Annotated in this window: 19 protein-coding genes and 1 pseudogene; 7 read left to right on the top strand and 13 right to left on the bottom strand. The window is 67.7% G+C overall.

Annotation, left to right across the window (positions count from 1 at the left end; translation table 11 throughout):
• Positions 1-22: 22 nt before the first annotated feature.
• Complete coding sequence (locus ACEN9H_RS09680) at positions 23-1,156, bottom strand: acyltransferase family protein (protein ID WP_413674590.1); 1,134 nt, start codon at positions 1,154-1,156, stop codon at positions 23-25.
• Positions 1,157-1,321: 165 nt separating this feature from the next.
• Here ACEN9H_RS09680 and ACEN9H_RS09675 point away from each other — a divergent pair, with 165 nt between their 5' ends.
• Both ACEN9H_RS09675 and ACEN9H_RS09670 read left to right on the top strand, forming a co-directional pair.
• A complete protein-coding gene (locus ACEN9H_RS09675; protein WP_413674589.1) occupies positions 1,322-2,365 on the top strand; it encodes a sensor histidine kinase in 1,044 nt (347 codons plus the stop codon).
• Positions 2,366-2,382: 17 nt separating this feature from the next.
• On the top strand, positions 2,383-3,120 hold the full coding sequence (locus ACEN9H_RS09670; RefSeq protein ID WP_413674588.1) for a LytR/AlgR family response regulator transcription factor: 738 nt from the start codon (positions 2,383-2,385) through the stop codon (positions 3,118-3,120).
• A gap of 6 nt (positions 3,121-3,126) precedes the next feature.
• Here ACEN9H_RS09670 and ACEN9H_RS09665 read toward each other — a convergent pair whose 3' ends face one another.
• From ACEN9H_RS09665 to ccoN, 6 genes are read right to left on the bottom strand one after another with little or no spacing between them, the layout of a single operon-like run.
• Positions 3,127-3,612, bottom strand: a complete 486-nt coding sequence (locus ACEN9H_RS09665) for a FixH family protein (protein ID WP_413674587.1) — start codon at positions 3,610-3,612, stop codon at positions 3,127-3,129.
• A 17-nt stretch (positions 3,613-3,629) separates the two neighbouring features.
• Positions 3,630-5,012, bottom strand: a complete 1,383-nt coding sequence (gene ccoG, locus ACEN9H_RS09660; RefSeq protein ID WP_413674586.1) for a cytochrome c oxidase accessory protein CcoG — start codon at positions 5,010-5,012, stop codon at positions 3,630-3,632.
• Complete coding sequence (gene ccoP, locus ACEN9H_RS09655; protein WP_413674585.1) at positions 5,009-5,950, bottom strand: cytochrome-c oxidase, cbb3-type subunit III; 942 nt, start codon at positions 5,948-5,950, stop codon at positions 5,009-5,011. The genes ccoG and ccoP overlap by 4 nt, the downstream gene beginning before the upstream one ends.
• Positions 5,943-6,116 (bottom strand): CcoQ/FixQ family Cbb3-type cytochrome c oxidase assembly chaperone, encoded by a 174-nt coding sequence (locus ACEN9H_RS09650; protein ID WP_082577408.1) that lies wholly within the window; start codon positions 6,114-6,116, stop codon positions 5,943-5,945. The genes ccoP and ACEN9H_RS09650 overlap by 8 nt, the downstream gene beginning before the upstream one ends.
• 8 nt (positions 6,117-6,124) lie before the next feature.
• Entirely contained in the window at positions 6,125-6,739 is a 615-nt protein-coding gene (ccoO, locus tag ACEN9H_RS09645) for a cytochrome-c oxidase, cbb3-type subunit II (protein WP_056135689.1), read from the bottom strand.
• A 22-nt stretch (positions 6,740-6,761) separates the two neighbouring features.
• Entirely contained in the window at positions 6,762-8,213 is a 1,452-nt protein-coding gene (gene ccoN, locus ACEN9H_RS09640) for a cytochrome-c oxidase, cbb3-type subunit I (protein WP_413674584.1), read from the bottom strand.
• 238 nt (positions 8,214-8,451) lie between these two features.
• On the opposite strand from ccoN, the gene ACEN9H_RS09635 reads away from it, so the two are divergent.
• Positions 8,452-8,850 carry a TraR/DksA family transcriptional regulator gene (locus tag ACEN9H_RS09635; RefSeq protein ID WP_056136008.1) on the top strand — a complete coding sequence of 133 codons (399 nt, stop codon included), beginning with the start codon at positions 8,452-8,454 and terminating at the stop codon, positions 8,848-8,850.
• Positions 8,851-9,189: 339 nt separating this feature from the next.
• On the opposite strand, the gene ccoS is transcribed toward ACEN9H_RS09635, so the two are convergent.
• The 5 genes from ccoS to ACEN9H_RS09610 form a co-directional block, all read right to left on the bottom strand.
• The gene (ccoS, locus tag ACEN9H_RS09630) at positions 9,190-9,330 is read right to left on the bottom strand and encodes a cbb3-type cytochrome oxidase assembly protein CcoS (protein WP_036240176.1); all 141 of its coding nucleotides are present in this window, start codon (positions 9,328-9,330) and stop codon (positions 9,190-9,192) included.
• Positions 9,331-9,332: 2 nt separating this feature from the next.
• A complete protein-coding gene (locus tag ACEN9H_RS09625) occupies positions 9,333-11,729 on the bottom strand; it encodes a heavy metal translocating P-type ATPase (protein ID WP_413674583.1) in 2,397 nt (798 codons plus the stop codon).
• Entirely contained in the window at positions 11,726-12,472 is a 747-nt protein-coding gene (locus ACEN9H_RS09620) for a sulfite exporter TauE/SafE family protein (protein ID WP_413674582.1), read from the bottom strand. The genes ACEN9H_RS09625 and ACEN9H_RS09620 overlap by 4 nt, the downstream gene beginning before the upstream one ends.
• 4 nt (positions 12,473-12,476) lie before the next feature.
• Positions 12,477-13,913, bottom strand: coding sequence for an oxygen-independent coproporphyrinogen III oxidase (gene hemN, locus ACEN9H_RS09615; protein WP_413674581.1), 1,437 nt, complete (start codon positions 13,911-13,913; stop codon positions 12,477-12,479).
• A 102-nt stretch (positions 13,914-14,015) separates the two neighbouring features.
• On the bottom strand, positions 14,016-15,563 hold the full coding sequence (locus ACEN9H_RS09610) for a methyl-accepting chemotaxis protein (protein WP_413674580.1): 1,548 nt from the start codon (positions 15,561-15,563) through the stop codon (positions 14,016-14,018).
• Between the two features lie 230 nt (positions 15,564-15,793).
• Here ACEN9H_RS09610 and ACEN9H_RS09605 point away from each other — a divergent pair.
• The 3 genes and pseudogenes from ACEN9H_RS09605 to ACEN9H_RS09595 all read left to right on the top strand — a co-directional run.
• Positions 15,794-17,269, top strand: a pseudogene (locus ACEN9H_RS09605) (amino acid adenylation domain-containing protein); the annotation flags it as partial.
• Positions 17,270-18,291: 1,022 nt separating this feature from the next.
• Positions 18,292-19,818 (top strand): Pls/PosA family non-ribosomal peptide synthetase, encoded by a 1,527-nt coding sequence (locus ACEN9H_RS09600; protein WP_413674579.1) that lies wholly within the window; start codon positions 18,292-18,294, stop codon positions 19,816-19,818.
• Positions 19,818-20,402, top strand: coding sequence for a 4-phosphopantetheinyl transferase (locus ACEN9H_RS09595; protein WP_413674578.1), 585 nt, complete (start codon positions 19,818-19,820; stop codon positions 20,400-20,402). Before ACEN9H_RS09600 ends, ACEN9H_RS09595 begins: the two co-directional genes overlap by 1 nt.
• Here ACEN9H_RS09595 and ACEN9H_RS09590 read toward each other — a convergent pair.
• Positions 20,399-20,848: a carboxymuconolactone decarboxylase family protein gene (locus ACEN9H_RS09590; RefSeq protein WP_413674577.1), complete on the bottom strand. Its 450-nt coding sequence runs from the start codon at positions 20,846-20,848 to the stop codon at positions 20,399-20,401. The two genes, ACEN9H_RS09595 and ACEN9H_RS09590, sit on opposite strands and share 4 nt — an antisense overlap.
• A gap of 165 nt (positions 20,849-21,013) precedes the next feature.
• Between ACEN9H_RS09590 and sigJ the strand changes: the two genes are divergently transcribed.
• Entirely contained in the window at positions 21,014-21,889 is an 876-nt protein-coding gene (gene sigJ / locus ACEN9H_RS09585) for an RNA polymerase sigma factor SigJ (protein ID WP_413674576.1), read from the top strand.
• Positions 21,890-21,976: the final 87 nt, after the last annotated feature.

The raw sequence follows: 21,976 nt of genomic DNA, 5'->3' as shown, positions 1-21,976 counted from the left end.
TGAGTCTGCAAGAGGGCCGGGGTTACGCGTTTACCTCAGCCACCGTGGCGGAAACGGGAACCGGCCCCGCATACTTCCGCGTGAGCCACGCACGCACCGGCCGGTCGAACCAGCGCAGCAACGCGTACGCCAGCAGCACGATGCCGATCTGCGAACCCGCCGCCACCAGCGCCACCCGCGCAGGCGCCGGATGCGTATTCCAGTTCCAGTGCGCGAACAGGTAGACGAACGCGTAGTGGACGACGTAGACGGGATAGGACAGTTCGCCCATGAACCGGCACAGGGCGCCGATCGCGCCGTCGGTCCGGGTCACGCCCGCGCCCGCGGCCAGGACCAGCGGGAACACGACGATCACGCAGGCCGCTTCGAACAGGCCGTTCCAGGCGCCCATCTGGGGCGCCACGAAGATCACGGCCAACACCAGCGACAGGACGACGAACGGTTGCGGCACCGACAGCCGGAACCCCGTCCGGTACACCAGCAGCCCCGCCAGGAATGGACAGGCGAGGCGCACTGGGGCGGCCCAGAAATCGGCCCATCCCCAGCCGTGGCTCAGGTCATTGAAATGGTGCGCCGTCCACGCCAGCGCGACGGCGCTCAGCACGCACAGGCCCACGTGCAGGCGGCGGGTCAACCGGTGCCCGAAGACGCCGTACAGGACGTTGGCGATGTATTCCTGGAACAGCGTCCAGCACGGGCCGTTCAGCGAATGCGTTTCGCCGAAGCTGTTCGGCACGTTCGGCGTCGGCAGCAACAGCACGCTGAGCGCGATCGTGCCGGCGAACGCCGCGAGCGAGATCTTTTCGCCGATGCGCTGGGTGTCGCCGACGAACGGATCGAGCAGGTACACCGTCACGCTGATCGCCAGCGCCGCCAGCGTCATCGGATGGAGGCGGATCAGGCGGCGCTTGAAGAACCCGGACAGCGACAGCGCCTCGCGGGGCGCGGCGTGCGGCGCCAGGCGCGCGTCATAGGCGTGGCCGAGAACGAATCCGGACAGCGCGAAAAAGAAATCGACGGCCAGGAAGGCATGGCCCATCGGGTTGTGGGCGATGTCGGGCACCATCATTTCCCAGAAATGGAACATGAGGACGCAGAGCGCGGCCGTACCGCGCAGGCCGTCGAGGGCTTCGTAATGGGATTTCATGGTGGGCATGGGTTGAGGTCTCCGTTTTTTTGGGTAGAATGCCGGAGTGCAATAGGTATTTACAATGGCTTTGTCACAGTCCGGATTCCGCTGTTGCGAGACGGTTGCGGCGCCCATCGAACGGGCGGCGCCCCGTTCCCGTGCGCCGGCCGCTTACACGTCAACGATCAACCAGTGAAACGTCGCACCTCACGCTATGTCGTCGCAATCCTTGCCTGCACGGCCGCCGGCGGCGTGTTCGCGCTGCCGTACATCCTGCGCGGCGCCGGCTGGAGCGCACTGCTGTCCGTCACCATCAATTGCTGGTTATGGGGTGCGCTGACGCCGCTGATCAAGCGTCTGCACGACCGCCTCGCAACGACTTTCCAACGCGCCCTGCCCCTGCTGGCGGCCCATGCCGTGTGCGGTCTGGCGTTGACGGCGCTGTACGTGCTGACGGCGGCGGCCGTGGAAGACCGGCTTGGCCTGCTCGACTGGGATCCCTGGAGCCAGCCCCTGGGCCTGCTCGACTGGTTTTATTGGGCGATGCTCGTGTACTGCATCATCATCGGTGCGCTGACCGGCCTGAAATACTACCGGCGGGTGCTCGTCGACGCCTTGCAGATCGAGCGCTTGCAGCGCGGCTTTCTCGAAGCCCAGTTGAACACGCTGCGCACCCAGCTCGATCCGCACTTCCTGTTCAACGCGCTGAACGGCATTTCCGCGTGCGTCGAGCACGAGCCGAGGGTGGCCCGCCGCATGATCGAGCACCTGGGCGACCTGCTGCGCTTCACGCTCGACACCCGGAACCGGCGTGAGGTGAGCCTGGCCGACGAGGTCGAGTTCCTCGAGCATTACTTCGCGCTGCACCGGATGCGCTTCGCCGAGCGCCTGGCCGTCACGGTGTCCGTCATGCCCGACGTGGCGCACGCGCGCGTCCCGTCGCTGCTGTTGCAGCCGCTGGTGGAAAACGCGATCCGCCACGGCATTGCGGTCCGCGCGTCCGGCGGCAAGGTCGACGTGTCGGCGCGGCGCGTCGGCGACCAGGTCGAGATCCGCGTGACCGACGACGGCGTGGGGCTGCCGCCCGGCTGGACGATGGACGCGGCGCGCGGACTGGGCATCAGCGTGACGCGCGACCGCCTGGCGGCCATGTATCCGTCCGGCGCCAGCGCGTTCGCCATCGCGCCCCATGCCGGCGGCGGCACGGAAGCGACGATCGTCCTGCCCCTGACTTGAACGAGGAGATGCCGCGCATGCCGCCCGCCAGTCCATTGAAGATACTCGTCGTCGACGATGAAGCGCCGGCGCGGCGGCGTCTCGTCGACCTGCTGGCCAGGGTGGACGGAGTCGGCGAGGTGCTCGAGGCCGGGGACGGCGCGACAGCCGTGCGGATGATTGCCGACCAGCGCCCCGACGCCGTCTTCCTGGACATGCAGATGCCCGGGCCGTCCGGCCTCGACGTCGTCGCCACCGTCGGTGCCGGCCGCATGCCCGTCACCGTCTTCGTCACCGCCCACGACCAGTATGCGGTCCGCGCGTTCGAGGCCAGCGCCCTCGACTATCTGTTGAAGCCGTTCAGCGACGAACGCTTCGAGGCGGCCATGCGGCGCGTCCTCGCGCGGCTGGAAGAACACCGTCCCGCCGAAGAACCTCCGCGCTGGGACCGGCTGGTGGTGAAAACCACGGGCGCCACGCACATCGTCAAGACGACGGACATCGACTGGATCGAAGCCGTCGGCGTCTACGTCAACCTGTACGTCGGCGGCAAGGCGCTGCTGTACCGGTCACCGATCCATGTGCTGGCCGACAAGCTGGATCCCGCCCACTTCGTGCGCATCCACCGGTCGGCCATCGTCAACCTCGAGAGCATCCTGCGCCTGGAACCCATCTCGCACGGCGAGTTCGACGTCGTGCTGAAGCACGGCGGCCGGACGAAGGTCAGCCGCACCTACCGCGGCCAGCTGGAGAAGCGCCTCGGCCAGGCGTTGTAATGCCGCTCAGGGCTTGTCCGCCACGATCGCCAGCGGCCCCACGCCATCCCACCCCCTGGCCAGCCGCCAGTCGCGCAACGCCCCTTCCACGACGACCTGCCAGTGCGTCCGCTCCAGGTCCGGCAGCGCGACGCTGAACGAGCCGTCCGGCGCGGGCTTCACGAACACGCGCAGGTCGCGCCGCGGCAGGGTCGGATGCGCGAGGTAGAGGGTGAACGGCGCCGCTTGTCCCGCCAGGCGGCCGGCCAGCGTGCCCGCGCGCGGATCGTATTCCGCCCGCAGCGACAGGCCCAGTGCCGTGGCCGCGCGGTCGCGGCGCAGGTCCTGGTTGATGGCCTTGCCCTGCTTGTAGTAATCGTCGACGACGAGGGCGTCCGGGTGGCCGGCGGCGAGCCAGGCCACGTAGCCGCCGCCCGCCAGCACGGTCGCCGGTCCGAGCATCAGGAGCCACGGCCAGCGGTGGGTGTACCAGGGAGTCGGAGTCGCGTGCATGTTCTATCCTTATCAGTTCAGCGCGGCACGATGAAGACGGCCTTCTCGGTCACGCGCAGTGCGGGATCGTCCTGCGCCGTCACGGTAAACGTCAGTGCATTCGATCCCGTGCGTGCGGCGCCATGGTCGACGCGCACGCGCACGGGCACCGCGCGCGCGGAGGCGCCGTCCAGTTCGACGAGGTCTTCGTCGGCGATGGCGGCCGACGGGATGCCGGCGACGCCGATGTGGAACCGGTGCGGACGTTCGCCCGTGTTCATCAGCTGCAGGCGGTACACATTCTCGATCTTGCCGTCTTCGACTTCGCGGCCCATCGAGCCGCGGTCGCGGATCACGTCCAGCTTCAGCGGCGTGCGCAGCGCCAGCGCGCTGCCCAGGCCCGCCGCCATCAGGACGAACACGAGGCCGTAGCCGAGCGTGCGCGGGCGCAGCAGGCGGGCGCGGATCTGCTTCGCGTTCCAGCCCCCGGCGAGTGCGTTCTCGGTCGAATACCGGATCAGGCCACGGGGCCGGCCCACCTTGTCCATCACGCCGGAGCAGGCGTCGATGCAGGCGGCGCAGCCGATGCACTCGTACTGCAGGCCGTCGCGGATGTCGATGCCGACGGGGCAGACCTGCACGCACAGGCTGCAGTCGATGCAATCTCCCTTCGCGGTATTGCGCGCCATGCCACGCGGTTCGCCGCGCGCCGCGTCATAGCTGACGATCAGCGTGTCGCGGTCGAACATGGCGCTCTGGAAGCGGGCGTACGGGCACATGTACTTGCACACCTGCTCGCGCATCCAGCCCGCGTTGCCGTACGTGGCGAAGCCGTAGAACAGGATCCAGAACGCTTCCCACGAGCCGAGGCCCAGGTGCGCGACGGCGTCGCCCAGCGCGCGGATCGGCGTGAAATAGCCGACGAAGGTAAAGCCCGTCCACAGCGCGACCGTGCCCCAGGCGAGGTGCTTGGCGCCGCGCTTGCCCAGTTTTTCGAGCGTCCACGGCTGGCGGTCGAGGCGGACGCGTGCGCTGCGGTCGCCTTCGATGCGGCGCTCGATCCACAGGAAGATCTCCGTGTAGACCGTCTGCGGGCACGCATAGCCGCACCACACGCGCCCCGCCACGGCGGTCACGAGGAACAGCCCGTAGGCGCAGATGATCAGCAGGCCGGCGAGATAGATGAAGTCCTGCGGCCACAGCACGAGGCCGAACAGGTGGAACTTGCGCGCGCCCAGGTCGAACAGCACGGCCTGGCGGCCGTGCATGGACAGCCACGGCAGGCCATAGAACAGCGCCTGCGTGAGCCAGACGCAGGCCCAGCGCAGGGTGGCGAACGGCCCCTTCACCTCGCGCGGATGGATGTCCTCGCGCTTGGCGTACATCTTGATGACCGCCTCCTTGGGTGCGCGCGCGTTCATTTTGCCGCCACCTCGTGGGGCGTGCCCGGCGCGTTGGACAGCGACCAGACGTAGGCGGCCAGCACGTGCGCCTTGCCCTCGCCGAGGAATTCGCCCCACGCGGGCATCGTGTTGTTGCGGCCCTTGCGGATCGTCTCCATGATCGTCTCCGCGCTGCCGCCGTACAGCCATACCTTGTCCGCCAGGTTCGGCGCGCCCAGCATCGGATTGCCATGCGCGTCGGGGCCGTGGCACGCGGCGCAGGCTGCGAACTTCGGCTCGCCGAAGGCGACTTTGATCGGGTCGGCCGGCGCGCCGGAGAGACTCATCACGTAGTGCGCGACGTTCTCCACGTCCGTGTCGGCACCGAGCGCCGCGCCCATCGGCGGCATCTGGCCGTTGCGGCCCTTCATGATCGTTTCCTTGATCACGGACGGCTCGCCGCCGTACAGCCAATCGGTGTCCGTCAGGTTCGGATAGCCCTTGTTGCCGCGGGCATCCGAGCCGTGGCACTGCGCGCAATACGTGAGGAACAGGCGTTCGCCGATGGCGTGGGCCTGAGGGTCGCTCGCCACGTCCTTGAGGTCGCGCTTCAGGTATTGCGCGAACAGGGGACCGTAGTCGGCATCGGCCCGCGCCAGCTCCTGCTTGTACGCGCCGGCAGATTGCCAGCCGAGGCGGCCCGCATAGCTGCCGAGGCCCGGGTACAGGACCAGGTAGCCGATGCCGAACAGGATCGTCAGGTAGAACATGAACATCCACCAGCGCGGCATCGGCGTGTTCAGTTCCGTCAGGTCCTCGTCCCACACGTGGCCCGTCGTCTTCTCGGGCTGGCCGTGTTCGTCCAGGCGCACCTTGTGGCGCGACTGCGACCACAGCAAGATCGCGCAGCCGGCGATGCCCAGCACCGTGATCAGGACGATGTACCAGTTCCAGAAACCGCTCGTGAAGTCAGACATAGTCGTCCTCCACCTCGTCATCGTCGGCAAACGGCAGCGCGGCCGTCGCGGCGAAGTCGCGCTCCCTGCGCAACAGGAAGGTCCACGCAAGAATGCCCAGGAAGGTGGTGAAACTCACGACCGTCATCACGCGGCTCGCGTCGTCGAAAATATGTTGGATGGCCATGTCGGTTCCTAGTTCCGATTCTTGATCTGGGTGCCGAGACCCTGCAGGTAGGCGACCAGCGCGTCCTGCTCCGTTTTATCCGCCAGCTGCGCCGGCGCGTCCTTGATGTCCTGTTCCGTGTACGGGACATTCAGGCGCTGCATCGCGCGCATCTTCGGCACGATCGACTGCGGGTCCAGCTTGGCCGTGGCCAGCCACGGATAGCCGGGCATGTTCGATTCCGGCACGACGTCGCGCGGGTTGTCGAGGTGGGTGCGGTGCCACTCGTCCGAGTAGCGGCCGCCGACGCGCGCCAGGTCCGGGCCGGTGCGCTTGGAGCCCCACTGGAACGGGTGGTCGTAGACGAATTCGCCCGCGACCGAGTAATGGCCGTAGCGCTCGGTCTCGGCGCGGAACGGGCGGATCATCTGCGAGTGGCAGTTGTAGCAGCCTTCGCGGATGTAGACGTCGCGGCCGGCCAGGCGCAGCGGCGAATACGGCTTCAGGCCGGCGACGGGTTCGGTGGTCGAATGCTGGAAGAACAGCGGCACGATCTCGACGAGGCCGCCGAACGAGACCACGACCAGCACGAGGCCGATCAGCAGCCAGGGGTTCTTCTCGATCCACTCATGGGTGAATTTCATGGTTATGCTCCTGCGTGTTCTATCAGGCGTGTTCCGGGACCGCATGCGTCTTGCCATGCGAAGGCAGTGCGGGGATGCGGGCGTCGACGGACTGCGTGCCGCGCATCGTCAGCCACGTGTTGTACGCCATCAGGCACATGCCGGTCAGGTACATCAGGCCGCCGCCGAAGCGGATCACGTAGTACGGATACGTCGCCTTGACGCCTTCGACGAAGGTGTAGGTCAGCGTGCCGTCCGGGTTCACGGCGCGCCACATCAGGCCCTGCATCACGCCGGCGATCCACATCGCGGCGATGTACAGCACGATGCCGATGGTGCCGAGCCAGAAGTGCGTCTCGACGAGCGCCATGCTGGCCATCTGCTTCTTGCCGGCGAGGCGCGGGATCAGGTAGTACAGGGAACCCATCGTGATGAAACCGACCCAGCCCAGCGCGCCGCCGTGCACGTGGGCGATGCCCCAGTCCGTGTAGTGCGACAGCGAGTTGATCGTTTTAATCGACATCATCGGGCCCTCGAACGTGGCCATGCCGTAGAACGACAGCGACACGATCATGAATTTCAGCAGCGGATCCGAGCGCAGCTTGTGCCAGGCGCCGGACAGGGTCATGATCCCGTTGATCATGCCGCCCCACGACGGTGCCAGCAGGATCAGCGAGAACACCATGCCGATCGACTGCGTCCAGTCGGGCAGCGCCGTGTAGTGCAGGTGGTGCGGACCGGCCCACATGTAGGTGAAGATCAGGGCCCAGAAGTGCACGATCGACAAACGGTACGAGTACACCGGACGCCCGGCCTGTTTCGGAATGAAGTAGTAGACCATGCCCAGGTAGCCGGCCGTGAGGATGAAGCCGACGGCGTTATGGCCGTACCACCACTGGATCATCGCGTCCTGCACGCCGGCGTACATCGAGTACGACTTGAACAGGGTCACCGGCATCGACATGCCGTTGACGATGTGGAGGATGGCGACGGCGAGGATGTACCCGCCGAAGAACCAGTTGGCGACGTAGATGTGCTGCACGCGGCGCTTGACGATGGTGCCGAAGAAGACGACGGCGTATGCGACCCACACGATGGCGATCAGGATGGCGATGGGCCATTCCAGCTCGGCGTATTCCTTGCCGCGCGTGAAGCCCAGCGGCAAGGTGATGGCGGCCGACACGAGCACGGCCTGCCAGCCCCAGAACGTGAAGGCGGCCAGCCGGTCGGAGAACAGCCGGACCTGGCACGTGCGCTGCACGACATAGTAGGAGGTGGCGAACAGGCCGCAGATGCCGAACGCGAAGATCACCGCGTTCGTGTGCAGCGGCCGCAGGCGGCCGTACGTGAGCCACGGGATATCGAAGTTCAATGCCGGCCAGGCGAGCTGCGCGGCGATCCACACGCCCGCGAGCATGCCGATCACGCCCCAGACGACAGTTGCGACGGCAAACTGGCGCACGATCTTGTAGTTATAGTTTAGACTGCTGTCCAAGGTGCACTCCCTGAAGAATAAGAAAGACGACACCGTCAGGGTAGGTTTCCTGGGGGCTCCAAATCCTTGATGTGAATCAAAAATTCCAGATTGGGTCCAGGGAAGGAGCCGGCTTCTTCCTCGATGTTGCTGAAAGCAGACTGGCGTTTTAAATGGACGATATGAGGTGCGTCAAACATGACGCTCCATGGTCCGCCACACTGACCCGACGCTTTTGACAACGAAGAGGACGATGACCATGCCGCCAATTTCACCTGAACTCCACGAGCAACTCGGCCAGCGCCTGCACAAGGCGCGCGAGGACGCGCTGGCCACCGTGCGTGCCCGCACGGATGGCGATACGGACGACCGCCCGGCGATCTCGCCGAACGCCCACATGGGCCAGAACGACGACGCGCCGGCCGGCGAGATGCTCAGCCATAACGAGGAACACCTGGCCGAGCACGAGGCGAATCTGCTGCACGAGATCGACGCCGCGATCGGGCGCCTGGAAGCGGGCGCGATCGGCATCTGCGAATCGTGCGGGCGCGACATTCCGGAAGCGCGGTTGCTGGCGACGCCGACGGTGCGGACGTGTATCGCTTGCCAGGAGCGGATCGAGAAGGAACAGCGGACGGGACGAGGCCCGAGCATGTAATACCTTCGCTTGCGCGGATCACCGTCATCCCCGCACAGGGGGGGGATCCAAGTTGTACGCATGGTCGATACGCATGCAAAATTGGGTTCCCGCCTGCGCGGGAACGACGGTGGTGAATCAATCGTCGTCGCTGAGAATCCGCAACCCGGTCCCAGAAGACCCGCACCGCGTGCCAGGAGCGGATCGAGAAGGAACAGCGGACGGGACGCGGGCCGAGCATGTAATACCTTCACTTGCGCGGATCACCGTCATCTCCGCGCAGGCGGGGATCCAAGTTGTACGCATTGTCGATACGCATGCAAAATTGGGTCCCCGCCTGCGCGGGAACGACGGAGTCCGTCAATCGTCGTCGCTGAGAATCCGCAACGCCGGTCCCTCCAGATCGTCGAACTGCCCGCTGTCCGCCGCCCCGAAGAAGATCCACACCGCGAACGCGACGAGCATCACACTGAGCGGCACCAGCAAATACAAGGCTTCCATCGTCATGCCCTCCTCAGGCGCGCCGCGTTGAGCACCACGAGCGCCGAACTCGCGGCCATCCCCACGCCCGACAGCCACGGATTCAGCAGGCCGCTCGCCGCCGCCGGAATCGCCGCCACGTTGTACAGCATCGCCCATCCGAGGTTCTGGCGGATCACGCGCAGCGTGGCCGCCGCCGTGTCCAGCGCGGCCTCCAGCGGGCGCAAGCCCTCGCCCAGCAGTACGCAGTCGGCGTGCAGCTGCGCCAGCTGCGCGCCCTGCCCCATCGCGAAACTCACGTCGGCGCCCGACAGCACGGCCGCATCGTTGATGCCGTCGCCGACCATCGCCACGACGGCGCCCTCGCGCTGCAGGCCGCGCACGACGGTCAGTTTATCTTCGGGCAGCTGGTTGCCCAGCGCGTGCGCGATGCCGAGCTGCATGGCGACGTCCTGCGCGGCCTCGTCGTCGTCGCCGGACAGCAGCACGACCGTCTTGCCGGCCGCGCGCAGGCCGGCCACGACGTCGCGCGCCTCCGGCCGGATGTCGTCGACGAGGTCGAAGCGCGCGACCCAGCCGGACGTGGTGCCCAGCCACACGGCCGTCACGCCGCCCGGCTGGCCGCCCGGGATCTGGCCGCACGCGATGCCGGCCACGAACGCGGCGTTGCCGAGACGGTAACGGCGGCCGCCGATCTCGCCCTCGATGCCTTTGCCGACGACCTGGTTGACCATGTTCGCGACCAGCGCGGCCGGCCCGGCCGCGTCGCGGATCGCCTGCGCCAGCGGATGCGCGCTGCCCGTTTCCAGCGCGGCGGCCAGCTGCAGCGCCATGCGCCGGCTCGCGCCGCCGAACGTCACGGTCTGGCGCAGCACGGGGTGGCCGTAGGTCAGCGTGCCCGTCTTGTCGAACACGACGTGCGTCGCACGGCCCAGCGTTTCCAGCACATGCGGCTTGACGGCCAGCGCGCCTCTGCGCAGCAGGCGGTCGGTGGCGGCGGCGAGCGCCGTCGGCGTGGCCAGCGACAGCGCGCACGGGCACGACACGACGAGCACCGCGATCGCCGCCGGCCACGCGCGCGCCGGATCGACGAGATACCAGCCCGCGCACACGACGACGGTCAGCACGAGCAGCGCCAGCACGAACCACGCGCCCACGCGGTCGGCCCACAGCGCCAGCGCGGGCTTGTCCTGGCCCGCGCGTTCGACGAGGCGCACCAGCAACGCCAAGGTGCTGTCGCGCGCACTGCTCGTCACGCGCACGACGATCGCCTGCGCGACGTTGACGGCGCCGCCGGGCAGTTGCGCGCCCGGCCCCAGCGCGCGCGTGCGGCTTTCGCCCGTCAGCAGCGCGAGGTCGACTTCCGTGTCGCCTTCCACGATGACGCCGTCGGCCGGGACGGCCTGGCCGGGCGGCACGAGCACGACGTCGCCCGGCACGAGCGCGCCGGCGGGGACGGTCTCGGTCGCGCGCGCGCCCGGAAAGTCGACGAAGCGCTGCGCCGTCGCGGGTGCCGCGCGCTGCAGGCCCTCGAGGGCGCGCGCGGCGCGCCGGCGCGCGTCCAGCTCCAGGTAGCGGCTGCCCAGCAGCAGGAACACGAACATCGTGATCGAATCGAAGTACACGTCGCCGTGGCCGCGCACGACGGCGACGACGCTGGCGGCGGATGCGGCGAGGATGCCCAGCGCCACCGGCACGTCCATGCCGGCCACGCCGCGCCGCAAGTCCATCCACGCGCCACGGAGGAACGGCCACGACGAGTACGCGACGGCCGGCACGGTCAGCAGCAGCGCTGCCCAGTGCATCAGCGCGCGCATGTCGGCATCCATCGTGCCGTCCGTCGCCAGGTACACGGGGACGGCGTACATCATCACCTGCATCATCGACATGCCTGCGACGAACAGGCGGCGGAACAGGGTCTTGCGCTCCCGTTCGAGGTGGGCCCCCTGGCGCTCCGCATCCAGCGGATACGCCGTGTAGCCGATCGCGCGCAGTGCCGCGATGATGTCGCTGGCCTTCGCCACGGCCGGGTCGCGGCGTACGCGCAGGCGCTCCGTCGCCACGTTCAGCAGCGCATGCGTCACGCCGGGCAGCGCGTTCAGGCGGCGTTCGATCAGCCACACGCACGCGGCGCAGCGGATGCCTTCGATGGTGAAGACGACATCGTCGGCATCGACCGCGTCGTCGTACGCGCGCAGGGCGGCCAGGTCGGCGTCGTCCCCGATGCGCGCGGCGAATTCGGTGCGGTTGTCGTAATAGTCGGCGAGGCCGGCGTCCGCGATGGCCTGCGCGGCGGCGGCGCAACCGGGACAGCACATGGTGCGGTTCGCGCCGTCGACGACGGCCGACCATGGACTCGCGGCCCGTGCCGGCTGGCCGCAGTGCCAGCACGCGGCGGTGTCGAGGACGGCCGCGCTCATGCGCCGGCTCCGGGTGCGACGCAGATGTCCTGCACCCAGCCATGCGGCAGGCCCCCGGCCGCGCGCGCGAGGCCCAGCAGGCCGAAGCCCAGCACGAGGATGCCGCACGCGAGCCGCACGCGCGGGCTCGCGAGCCAGCCGCGCAGGCGCGCGCCCATCAAGCCCAGGCCCAGCAGCATCGGCAGGGTGCCGAGGCCGAAGGCCAGCATCACGAGCGCGCCGTGGAAGGCGGAACCGCTCAGCATCGCGGTGACGAGGACGCTGTAGACCATCCCGCACGGCAGCCAGCCCCACAGGCCGCCCGCCACGAACATGCGCGCGGGCCGGTCCAGCGGGCCCACTTTCTTCAGCAGGGGCTGCACGCCGCGCCACACGAAGCGGCCGCCCTGCTCCAGCCGCGCCAGGCCGCGCCACGCATCCATCAGGTACAGCCCCAGCGCGGCAAGCATCAGGTTCGCGAGCCAGTACGCGCCCGCCTGCAGTGCCGGCAGCTTCGCGAACGCCTGCGCGCCCTGAGCGAGGCCGCCGGCCAGCCCGCCCGCGACCATGTAGCTGCCGATGCGTCCCGCGTTATAGGCGAAGGCGTTGGCGACGGGCGCCCGCTGCGCGGCCACGCGCACGGGGATGACCCGCCCCACGGAAGGCGCCACCGACAGCGCGCCCACGATCCCGCCGCACATGCCGGCGCAGTGGACGCTGCCCAGCAGGCCCACGACGAATACCGGAATCAGCGCGACGTTCATGGCGTTATATGGTCCTGGAATGCGTGGCCGGGCCGCGCGTGGCGAGGTAGCGGTCGAACACCGTGCACACGTTGCGGATCAGGAGGCGCCCTTTCAACGTGACGCTGATCCAGTCCGGCGCGAGTTCGACGAGACCATCCCGTTCCAGCCCTGCCAGCTGCGCCATCTCGCGCGCGAAATAGGCGTGGAACGCGATCGGGAACGCGAGCTCGATGGTGCTGATGGACAGCTCGAACTGGCACATCAGCTTCTGGATGATCGTGCGGCGCAGCGCATCGTCCATCGACAGCCGGGCGCCGCGCGCCACCGGCAGCTCGTTGCGGTCGAGCGCATCGTAATAGGCGTCCAGCGTCTTGACGTTCTGGCTGTACGTGGCCCCGACCGCGCCGATGGCGGACACGCCGCATGCGACGAGGTCCGCGTCGGCGTGCGTCGAATAGCCCTGGAAGTTACGGTGCAATCGGCCCTGCTGCTGCGCGATGGCGAGGTCGTCGTCCGGCCGGGCGAAATGGTCCATGCCGATATACACATACCCCGCAGCCGTCAGGCGCTCGATGCACAGCTGGAGCATGCGCAGCTTCGTGTCGCTGTCGGGCATGTCCGCTTCAATGATGCGGCGCTGCGGCTTGAACAGATGCGGCAGGTGCGCGTAGTGGTACATCGCGATGCGGTCCGGCGCCGCATCGATCACCTTGTCGAGCGTCGTGCGCATCGTGGCCGGCGTCTGCTTCGGCAGGCCGTAGATCAGGTCGATGCTGATGGAGCGGAAGTCCGCATCGCGCGCGGCCGCGATGATGGCGCGCGTTTCGGCCTCGGGCTGGATGCGGTTGACGGCGCGCTGCACGTCCGGATCGAAGTCCTGCACACCGAGGCTGATGCGGTTGAAACCCTGGCGCCGCAGGCCGTGCACGCGCTCGGCCGATACGGTGCGCGGGTCGATCTCGATGGAGTATTCGCCGGCGGCATCCGGCGCGAAGCGGAAGCAGCGGCGCAGGTGCGCCATCAGGTCTTCCATCTGCGCGTCCGACAGGTAAGTCGGCGTGCCGCCGCCGAAGTGCAGCTGCCCGACTTCGTTCATGCCGGCGAACAGGCGGCCCTGCATCTCGACTTCGCGTTTCAGGTAAGCGAGGTAGGTCGCCGCCTTCTCGCGGTTCTTCGTGACGATCTTGTTGCAGGCGCAGTAATAGCAGACGGTGTCGCAGAACGGGATGTGCACGTACAGCGACAGCGGCTTGGCGCCGCCGCGCGTGCGCAGGTCCGCCACGGCGTGCAGGAAATCGCGGTAGCCGAACGATTCCGTGAAGCGGTCCGCCGTCGGATACGACGTGTAGCGGGGGCCGTTGCGGCTCAACCGGGCGATCAGGTCCGCGTCGAACTCGACGACGGGCTGGAGCGCGGGATGCACCCGGGTGGCGCTGGTTGCGGGGACTGCGTCGAACATCTGGGAAACTCCTGGGCCTGCGGCGTGAATAGTCAAGATGAGTCTATTGAGGCGGGTCCGCAAAATCCTTGACTTGCATCAAAAATCGCCGAAGCCGGTGTGTTAGCGCCCAAGTTTAAAAACCGACAACACCTGCCCCAGATGGCCCACCTGGTCCGCCACGCTGGCGGAAGCCATGGCCGACTCTTCCACGAGGGCCGCGTTCTCGCGCGTGATGCCATCGAGTTCGACCATCGCCGCATTCACTTCCGCGATGCCCTCGTTCTGCGCGCGCGACGCCGCCGTGATGTCGCCCATGATGGCGGCCGCGTCCTGCACGGCGCCCACGACCTGGTGCATCGTCTGGCCCGCCGCGTCGACGAGCTCGTTGCCCTGCCCGACCTGGTGCACGGAATCCTCGATCAGCGCCTTGATTTCCCTGGCCGCGCCCGCCGAGCGCTGGGCCAGGCTGCGGACTTCGCCCGCCACGACGGCGAACCCGCGCCCCTGCTCGCCCGCGCGCGCCGCTTCCACGGCGGCATTCAGCGCCAGGATGTTGGTCTGGAACGCGATGCCGTCGATCAGGCCGATGATGTCGACGATGCGCGTGGCCGAGCCGCTGATCTGGCCCATCGTCGTGCCGACTTCCAGCACGGCCGCGCCGCCGCGGCCCGCCACCTGGGAGGCCTCGCCGACCAGGGTGTCGGCGCGCTCGGCGCTGTCCGTGTTCTGGCCCGCCTTGGCCGCGATGTGGGCGAGGCTCGCGGCCGTCTGTTCCAGGCTCGCGGCCTGCGCTTCCGTGCGGCGGGCGAGGTCGTGGTTGCCCGTCGCGATATCGCGCGTGGCCGCATGGATCGCGCCGACGCCCGTGCGCACGTCACCCACGATCGCCGTCAGGTTGATGTTCAACTGGCGCAGCGCGAGCAGCAGACGGCCCATTTCGTCGTCGCGTCCCCGTGCGGGCGGGCGCGACAGATCGCCGCCGGCCAGCGCATGGACGGCGCCCAGCGCCCGGTGCATGGGCGCCACGATGGACCGGTGCAGCTCGGCCCAGGCCAGCAGGGTCAGCGCCGCGCCGGCCAGCGCCAGCAGGCGCCAGCCCCAGGCCTGGGTGACACAGGCCAGCACCCCCATCAGCAGCGCCTGCGTGCACATCATGATGCCGAGGCGCCGGCCCAGCGGCAAGGTGCGCAAGTCCAGCAGGCGCGCCCACCACGCGGTGCGGACGACGGCGCCGCGCCGGAGCGCGAGCCCCTCCGCCCGGCCGTCGCGCAGGCGTTTATAGATCGCTTCGGCCCGTTCGACCTCGTCGCGCGCGGGTCGGGTGCGGACCGACATGTAGCCCACCGTCGTCCCCTCCTCCTTGATGGGCACGACGTTCGCCACGACCCAGTAGTAATCGCCATTTTTTCGACGATTTTTCACGAGTCCTGTCCACGGTTCACCCCCCTGCAGCGTTTGCCACAGGTCGGCGAACGCCGCCGGCGGCATGTCCGGGTGGCGGACGATGTTGTGGGCCTTGCCGATCAATTCCTCCTCGGTAAAGCCGCTGACTTCGATGAAGGCGGGGTTGACGTAGGTGATGCGGCCTTTGGTGTCCGTCTTGGACACGATGGACTGGCCGTCCTGCAACGGGTATTCGATGCCCGTGACGGGCAGGTTGGTACGCAAGCGTGGCTCCTGGCTTTTGATAAGGAATATTGTTTTAGGGAAATTTTATGAAATCTGGACCTGCCAAATCCTTGATCCAGATCAAAAATGACGGAATGACGAGTGGTCTGGCGCGTAACGAAACAGTTGCGACGCCCGGCCGTTAAAATGGAGTACCCTGCGCAGATGTGGCTGCCAGGTTCGTATTTTTGTGTCTTGATGAAATTCAACCAACCCCAACATAGCCGTCGATGAACGATATCTCCCCTCTGACACGGCACCCCGATGTCCTCTACGGCCCGCACCAGCCCGAGCTGTTGCGCGACGAGATCCTGGCCGACCTGCTGGAAGCGAGCGCGGCCCGCGCACCGGACCAGCTCGCCCTCATCGCCGGCGACCGCCGCCTCACGTATCGCGAGCTCGACGCCCTGTCCAGCCTGGCCGCGTCGCGCCTGATCGACGCGGGCATCCGGCCCGGCCATATCGTCGGACTATGGATGCCGCGCGGCATCGACCTGCTCGTCATGCAGGCGGCGATCGCCAAGGCCGGCGCCGCCTGGCTGCCGGTCGACGAGGACACGCCCGTCGAGCGCCTGCTCGTGTGCATGGACGACGCCGGCTCCCCTGCCCTCGTGAGCAGCGAGCGCATGCGCGACCGTCTCGGCGTGGTGGCGCAGCCCATCCACACGGCCGAAGCACTGCTGGCGCCCGCGCCCGACGGTTACGCGCTGCGCCGCCGGGGCAAGGTCGACGGCGATGCCCCCGCCTACGTCATCTACACGTCGGGCTCGACGGGCAAGCCGAAAGGCATCCTCATCGACCAGCGCAGCATCTGCCACTTCCTGCGCAGCGAGAACGAAGTGCTGGGCGTCAAGGCCACCGACCGCGTCTACCAGGGCTTTTCGGTCGCCTTCGACATGTCGTTCGAGGAAATCTGGATTTCCTACCTCGTCGGCGCCACCTTGTGGCTCGGGCCGAAGGAGACGGCCGGCGATCCGGAAGCGCTGCCGCGCCTGCTGTCCGAGAATGGCGTCACCGTACTGCACGCGGTGCCGACCCTGCTCGCGCTGTTCGCGGACGACGTGCCCGGCCTGCGCATCATCAACCTGGGCGGAGAAATGTGCCCGGAAACGGTGGTCGAGCGCTTTTCCAGGCCGGGCCGCCAGATGTTCAACACGTATGGCCCGACGGAAGCGACCGTGTCGGCCAGCCTCGCGCGCCTGGAGCCGGGCCGGTTGATCACGATCGGCACGCCGCTGCCGAACTACGGCTTGCTGGTCATTTCCACCGAGACCGACAAAGGCGTGCAACTGCTGCCGCGCGGCGCCACGGGCGAGCTGTGCATCATCGGTCCGGGCCTGTCGGCCGGCTATCTCGGCCGTCCCGACCTGACTGCCGAGAAATTCCTCGCGAACCCGTGGAGCGTGGGCCCGGACGATCCGCGCCTGTACCGCACGGGCGACCTCGCGCGCATCGAGCCGGACGGCCAGGTCGTGTGCCTGGGCCGCACGGACGACCAGGTCAAGATCCGGGGTTTTCGCGTGGAACTGGGCGAGATCGAGGCCCAGCTCGCGCAGCAGGACGGCGTCGGCACGACGGCCGTGCTGCTGCGCAAGGACGACGGCATCGACCGCCTCGTCGCCTACCTGGTGCCGGCCGCCGGTGCGACGCCGGAACAGCTGGCGCCGGCCACGTTGCGCCGCGCGCTGTCGGAAAAGCTGCCGCCGTACATGGTGCCGAGCCGCTTCGAAACGCTGTCCGTGATGCCGCGCCTGACGTCCGGCAAGATCGACCGCAAGGCGCTGAAGGCGATGGCCCTGTCGGCCCCGCTGCCCAGCGATCCGGCCGAATCGGACGTGGCGGAAACGCCGGGCGAGGAAGCGCTGTTCGCGGCGCTGGAGAAATTGTTCCCGGGCCAGCCAATCCGCCGCGAACTGGACTTCTTCAGCGACCTGGGCGGCCATTCGTTCTTCGCCGCCCGCCTCGCCACGGCCCTGCGCGCCGACCCGCGCTTCGCCCACGTCACGGTGCGCGACATTTATTCGCACCGCCAGATCGGCGCCATCGCCTCGGGCCTGGACCAGGCCGCCGGCACGGCCGCCATCGAGCCCGACTGGACGCCGCCGTCCGAAGCTCGCCGCTGGCTGTGCGGCGTCGCCCAGCTGGCGACCGTCCCCGTGCTGATCACGCTGCGCATGGCCCAGTGGCTGGCACCGTTCTTCACTTACCACTTCTTCACGGGCGACCCGGGCGACTCCGTGGCGCGCGCCATCGCCGCGTCGATCGTCGTGTTCCTGCTCGCGACCCTGCTGGAATTCGTCTTCGCCGTCGGCGGCAAGTGGCTCGTCGCGGGCCGCCTGAAGCCCGGCGTGTATCCGCTGTGGGGCGCGACCTATTTCCGCTGGTGGCTCGCGGACCGCCTCGTCGAGGCGGCCCCGACCTACCTGCTGGCCGGCTCGTCGCTGTACGGCTGGTACCTGCGCCTGCTGGGCGCGAAGATCGGGCATGACGTCGTGATCGGCTCGCTGACGATCCGCGCGCCCGACCTGCTCGCCATTGGCGACAACGTCAGCATCGGCAACGCCGTCAACTTCGAGAACGCGCGCGTGGAACGGGGCCGGCTGATCCTGGGCCGCATCGCACTCGACGACGACGCCTGCGTGTCGTCGTACGCGATCCTGGAAGGCAATACGCAGGTGGGCCGGCGCGGCCACCTGGAGGGACAATCCGCGCTGCCGGATGGGGGAGCGTGCCGGACGGCCGCGTCTGGTGCGGCTCGCCCGCGCGCGACGCCGGCGCGTTCGACCCGTCGACCCTGCCGCCGCGCCCGCGCGTCAGCCGTGCCCGCCTCGCCGGCGAAGCCCTGTTCTTCGTGTTCGGCATGCTGCTCGTGGCCACGCTGTTCTTCATGCCCGTGTTTCCCAGCTTCGTGCTGATCGACTGGTTCGACGAACGCGGCACCCTGCCGATCCTCGCGCAGAACTCGATCCAGGGCCAGCTGCTGCGCTACTTCGTGCTGGCCCTTCCCGCATCGGCCGTGCTGATCGCGCTGACGATGCTCGTGTCGGCCGCCATCCGCTGGGGCTTCCTGCCCCGCATGATGCCGGGCCGCTCGGCCGTGCACAGCAACGCGTACTGCAAAAAATGGCTCGTGAGCCATATCCAGGAGTCGAGTCTGAACGTCCTGCACGGCATCTACGCGACCGTGTTCGCGCCGTTCTGGTACCGCCTGCTGGGCGCGAAGGTCGGCCGCGATGCCGAGATCTCGACGGCGCTGGGCGTCGTCCCCGACATGCTGACCTTGGGCGACGAGACCTTTATCGCCGACGCCGTCATGCTGGGCGACGAGCAGATCGACGGCGGCTGGATGACGATGGAAGCGACCGTCGTCTCGAATCGCAGCTTCGTCGGCAACGGCAGCTATATCCCGGACGGCACCGTGCTGCCGGAAGGCGTCCTCGTGGGCGTGCACACGCATGCGCCGGCGAACGAGCGCATGACGGGCGGCGACACGTGGCTCGGCTCGCCGCCGATCCACCTGCCCGCGCGCGAACAGGTCAGCGGCTATCCGGAACACCTGACCTACCGCCCGTCGGCGGCGCGCCGCCTGGGCCGCGCGCTCGTGGAAGCGTTCCGCATCGTCGCGCCGCACGCGGTCGTCATCGCCGTCGGCTACACGGTCGTGCTGGACCTGATGCCGATCGCCGGGGCCGGCCGCTGGGGCGAAGTGATCTGGGACCTGGCCCTCATCAGCCTCGCCTACGGCATCGGCAACTACCTGTTCGTGCTCGCGTTCAAATGGCTGCTGCTGGGCCGTTACAAGAAGCGGGCGGAGCCGATGTGGACACCGTTCGTCTGGCTGTCCGAAGGCGTCACGAACATGTACGAAGGCATCGCCGTGCCCAACTTCATGCGCTACCTGCGCGGCACGCCGTGGCTGCCGGTCGCGTTCAACCTGCTCGGCTGCCGTATCGGTCGCGGCGTCTACATGGACACGACGGACATCACGGAATTCGACTGCGTGACGATCGGCGACCACAGCGAGCTGAACGCGCTGTCCTGCCCGCAGACCCATTTGTTCGAAGACCGGGTGATGAAGATCGATCACGTCGACATCGGCAGCAAGGTGTACCTGGGCCCGCGCAGTGCCGTGCTGTACAGCGCGAAGGTCGGGGACAATGCCCGCATCGGCCCGCTGACCCTTGTCATGAAGGGCGAGCACATTCCGGCCGCGACGGGCTGGAACGGGCTGCCGGCGGCGCCGCAGCGCGTGTGATGGATCGCGCATTGCCTGTGCGCTGGTGGGACGGGGGCGGGTTTGCAGATGCGCCTGCTTCCGCTCCGGGCGTGCACATCGTCGGCGTGCGCGGGCAAACCGACCGCGCGACGGCCAGGCGCACGATCCGTTCCGCACTGCTGGCCGCGCTGGCGCAGGCGAGCGGGCTGTCGCCGTCGTCGATCCGGCTGAGTGGTGCGCCGGGCGAGGCGCCCTGGGCGCTGCTCGACGATGGCCGCCGCGTCGCGCTGTCGATCAGCCACGACGGCGACCTGTCCGTGGCGGCCCTGCGGCTGGACGGCGGCGCCGTCGGCATCGACGTCATGCAGGTCACCGACGTCCCGGACTGGCAAGCCGTCGCCCGCGACTATCTCGGCCCGGCGGCCGCGGCCACGCTGGCCGGCGTGCCCGCGTTCGCGCGCGCGTGGAGCGAGCGCGAGGCCAGGCTCAAATGCCGTGGGCTGGCGCTGGCGGAATGGGGCGCCTGCGATGAATCCCTGCCGGCGGCGTGCACCTGCCGGTCATTGGTGCTGCCGGACGGCTACACGGGGAGTGTCGCGGTGCTGCCTGCCCCATGGTCCTAGGCCTTTGCGCGCGGTGTCAACCGGAAGCTGATGCCCATGCGATTGATCGCGTTCATGGCCGCGATCACGATCGTCAGTTCGACCAGGGCCGTTTCTCCAAATGCGGCCAATGCCGCCGCGTAGGCCGCGTCCGATGCATGGGTCTCGCTCACGCGCGTTACTTCCTCCGTCCACGCCAGGGCCGCCCGTTCCTGGTCCGAAAACAGATAGGCGGCTTCTTCCCATACCGGCACCAGTACGATCTTGTCGACGGACATCCCGTGTTTGATGAGATCGCGGGTGTGGACGTCGATGCAATGTGCGCAACCGTTCAATTGCGACGTCCTGAGGAACACGAGGTGTATGAGTCCCGGTTCCAGACCCGTGCCCGTCGTTGCGTAATGGTGCAGTGCTCCCAGCGCCTTGGCGCCTTCCTGCGACACTTGAAACCAGTTTGCGCGATTCATCGTGCGTTTTCCTTTCATGCGGTGATTGGTCATGCGGTTGGCAACCCTGCCCGCCGCTATCCACAAGACGTGCGGCCGCGCGCTGCCGTGACACACCGGACCAATCCGTCACAATAGGCGGAGCCGGATCGTCTAGTAAGTATTGTTCAAGCCCCCGGGATAGCCATGAAGTCCGCCGACCTGCTTGCGTTCGAAGCATTACGCCCACGTCTTTTCTTGATTGCCTATCGCATGCTCGGCATGCGCGCCGACGCGGAGGACGTCGTCCAGGACGCCTGGCTGCGGTACAGCGCAAGCGTGCGTGACGACGTCAGGTCGGCTGAAGCCTGGCTGGTGACCATCACGACGCGGCTGTCGATCGATCGCTTGCGCAGCCGGAAAACCGAGCGTGATGCCTACACCGGCTGGTGGCTTCCGGAACCTGTCGTCGAGATCGTCGAAGACACGCCCGAGGCCGCTGCCGAACTGGCCAGCGATGTCTCCGTCGCCATGCTCTGGGTGCTGGAACGGCTCACGCCGGAAGAGCGGGCCGCTTTCCTGATGCGCAAAGTATTCGACCAGGATTATGGTGACGTCGCGGCCATGCTTGGCAAAAGCGAAGCCGCCTGCAGGCAATTGGTCCACCGGGCCCAGGAACGGATACGCCAGGAGAGTCCGCGTTTCACGGTCTCGAAGTCGATGCATCGCGTCGTCCTCGAACAATTCATGCAGGCGGCCGCCAACGCCGATCGCGCTGCGATGAAGACGCTCCTGGCGGCCGATGTCGAATTCCGGGCGGACGGCGGAGGAAAAGTGGAGTCCCTGCACAAGGTTCTCATCGGGACAGGACGCGTAGCAGGACTGTATTGGGCAGTTGACAACGCGTTCCGCGAACGGGTTGTCTACAAGATGGCACGTGTGAACGGCGAACCGGGACTGGTTCGTTACATCGATGGGAAAGTCGAATCGGTGCAATCGTTTTGCATTCACGACGGCACCATTTCGCGTATATATGTAGTGCGGAATCCAGACAAATTGCAGGGCATCCCTTTACTGCAGTAATGTTCGGGTCCGCGGCAGGTTTTCCTGAGTGCATGTATACTCGTGGTATTCGCGCATCGTCGCATTTTCTGACCGACGATGGCACAG

Source organism: Massilia cellulosiltytica (assembly GCF_047325105.1).
GTDB lineage: Bacteria > Pseudomonadota > Gammaproteobacteria > Burkholderiales > Burkholderiaceae_D > Telluria > Telluria orientalis.
This window is presented reverse-complemented; position numbering and strand designations above follow the sequence as displayed.

Excerpts from the sequence above, each read along its gene's own strand:
- ACEN9H_RS09680 (WP_413674590.1), bottom strand. The coding sequence starts at position 1,156 with ATGCCCACCATGAAATCCCATTACGAAGCCCTCGACGGCCTGCGCGGT.
- ACEN9H_RS09670 (WP_413674588.1), top strand. The coding sequence starts at position 2,383 with ATGCCGCCCGCCAGTCCATTGAAGATACTCGTCGTCGACGATGAAGCG.
- ACEN9H_RS09665 (WP_413674587.1), bottom strand. The coding sequence starts at position 3,612 with ATGCACGCGACTCCGACTCCCTGGTACACCCACCGCTGGCCGTGGCTC.
- ccoG (WP_413674586.1), bottom strand. The coding sequence starts at position 5,012 with ATGAACGCGCGCGCACCCAAGGAGGCGGTCATCAAGATGTACGCCAAG.
- ccoP (WP_413674585.1), bottom strand. The coding sequence starts at position 5,950 with ATGTCTGACTTCACGAGCGGTTTCTGGAACTGGTACATCGTCCTGATC.
- ACEN9H_RS09650 (WP_082577408.1), bottom strand. The coding sequence starts at position 6,116 with ATGGCCATCCAACATATTTTCGACGACGCGAGCCGCGTGATGACGGTC.
- ccoO (WP_056135689.1), bottom strand. The coding sequence starts at position 6,739 with ATGAAATTCACCCATGAGTGGATCGAGAAGAACCCCTGGCTGCTGATC.
- ACEN9H_RS09635 (WP_056136008.1), top strand. The coding sequence starts at position 8,452 with ATGCCGCCAATTTCACCTGAACTCCACGAGCAACTCGGCCAGCGCCTG.
- ccoS (WP_036240176.1), bottom strand. The coding sequence starts at position 9,330 with ATGGAAGCCTTGTATTTGCTGGTGCCGCTCAGTGTGATGCTCGTCGCG.
- ACEN9H_RS09625 (WP_413674583.1), bottom strand. The coding sequence starts at position 11,729 with ATGAGCGCGGCCGTCCTCGACACCGCCGCGTGCTGGCACTGCGGCCAG.
- ACEN9H_RS09620 (WP_413674582.1), bottom strand. The coding sequence starts at position 12,472 with ATGAACGTCGCGCTGATTCCGGTATTCGTCGTGGGCCTGCTGGGCAGC.
- hemN (WP_413674581.1), bottom strand. The coding sequence starts at position 13,913 with ATGTTCGACGCAGTCCCCGCAACCAGCGCCACCCGGGTGCATCCCGCG.
- ACEN9H_RS09595 (WP_413674578.1), top strand. The coding sequence starts at position 19,818 with ATGGATCGCGCATTGCCTGTGCGCTGGTGGGACGGGGGCGGGTTTGCA.
- ACEN9H_RS09590 (WP_413674577.1), bottom strand. The coding sequence starts at position 20,848 with ATGAATCGCGCAAACTGGTTTCAAGTGTCGCAGGAAGGCGCCAAGGCG.
- sigJ (WP_413674576.1), top strand. The coding sequence starts at position 21,014 with ATGAAGTCCGCCGACCTGCTTGCGTTCGAAGCATTACGCCCACGTCTT.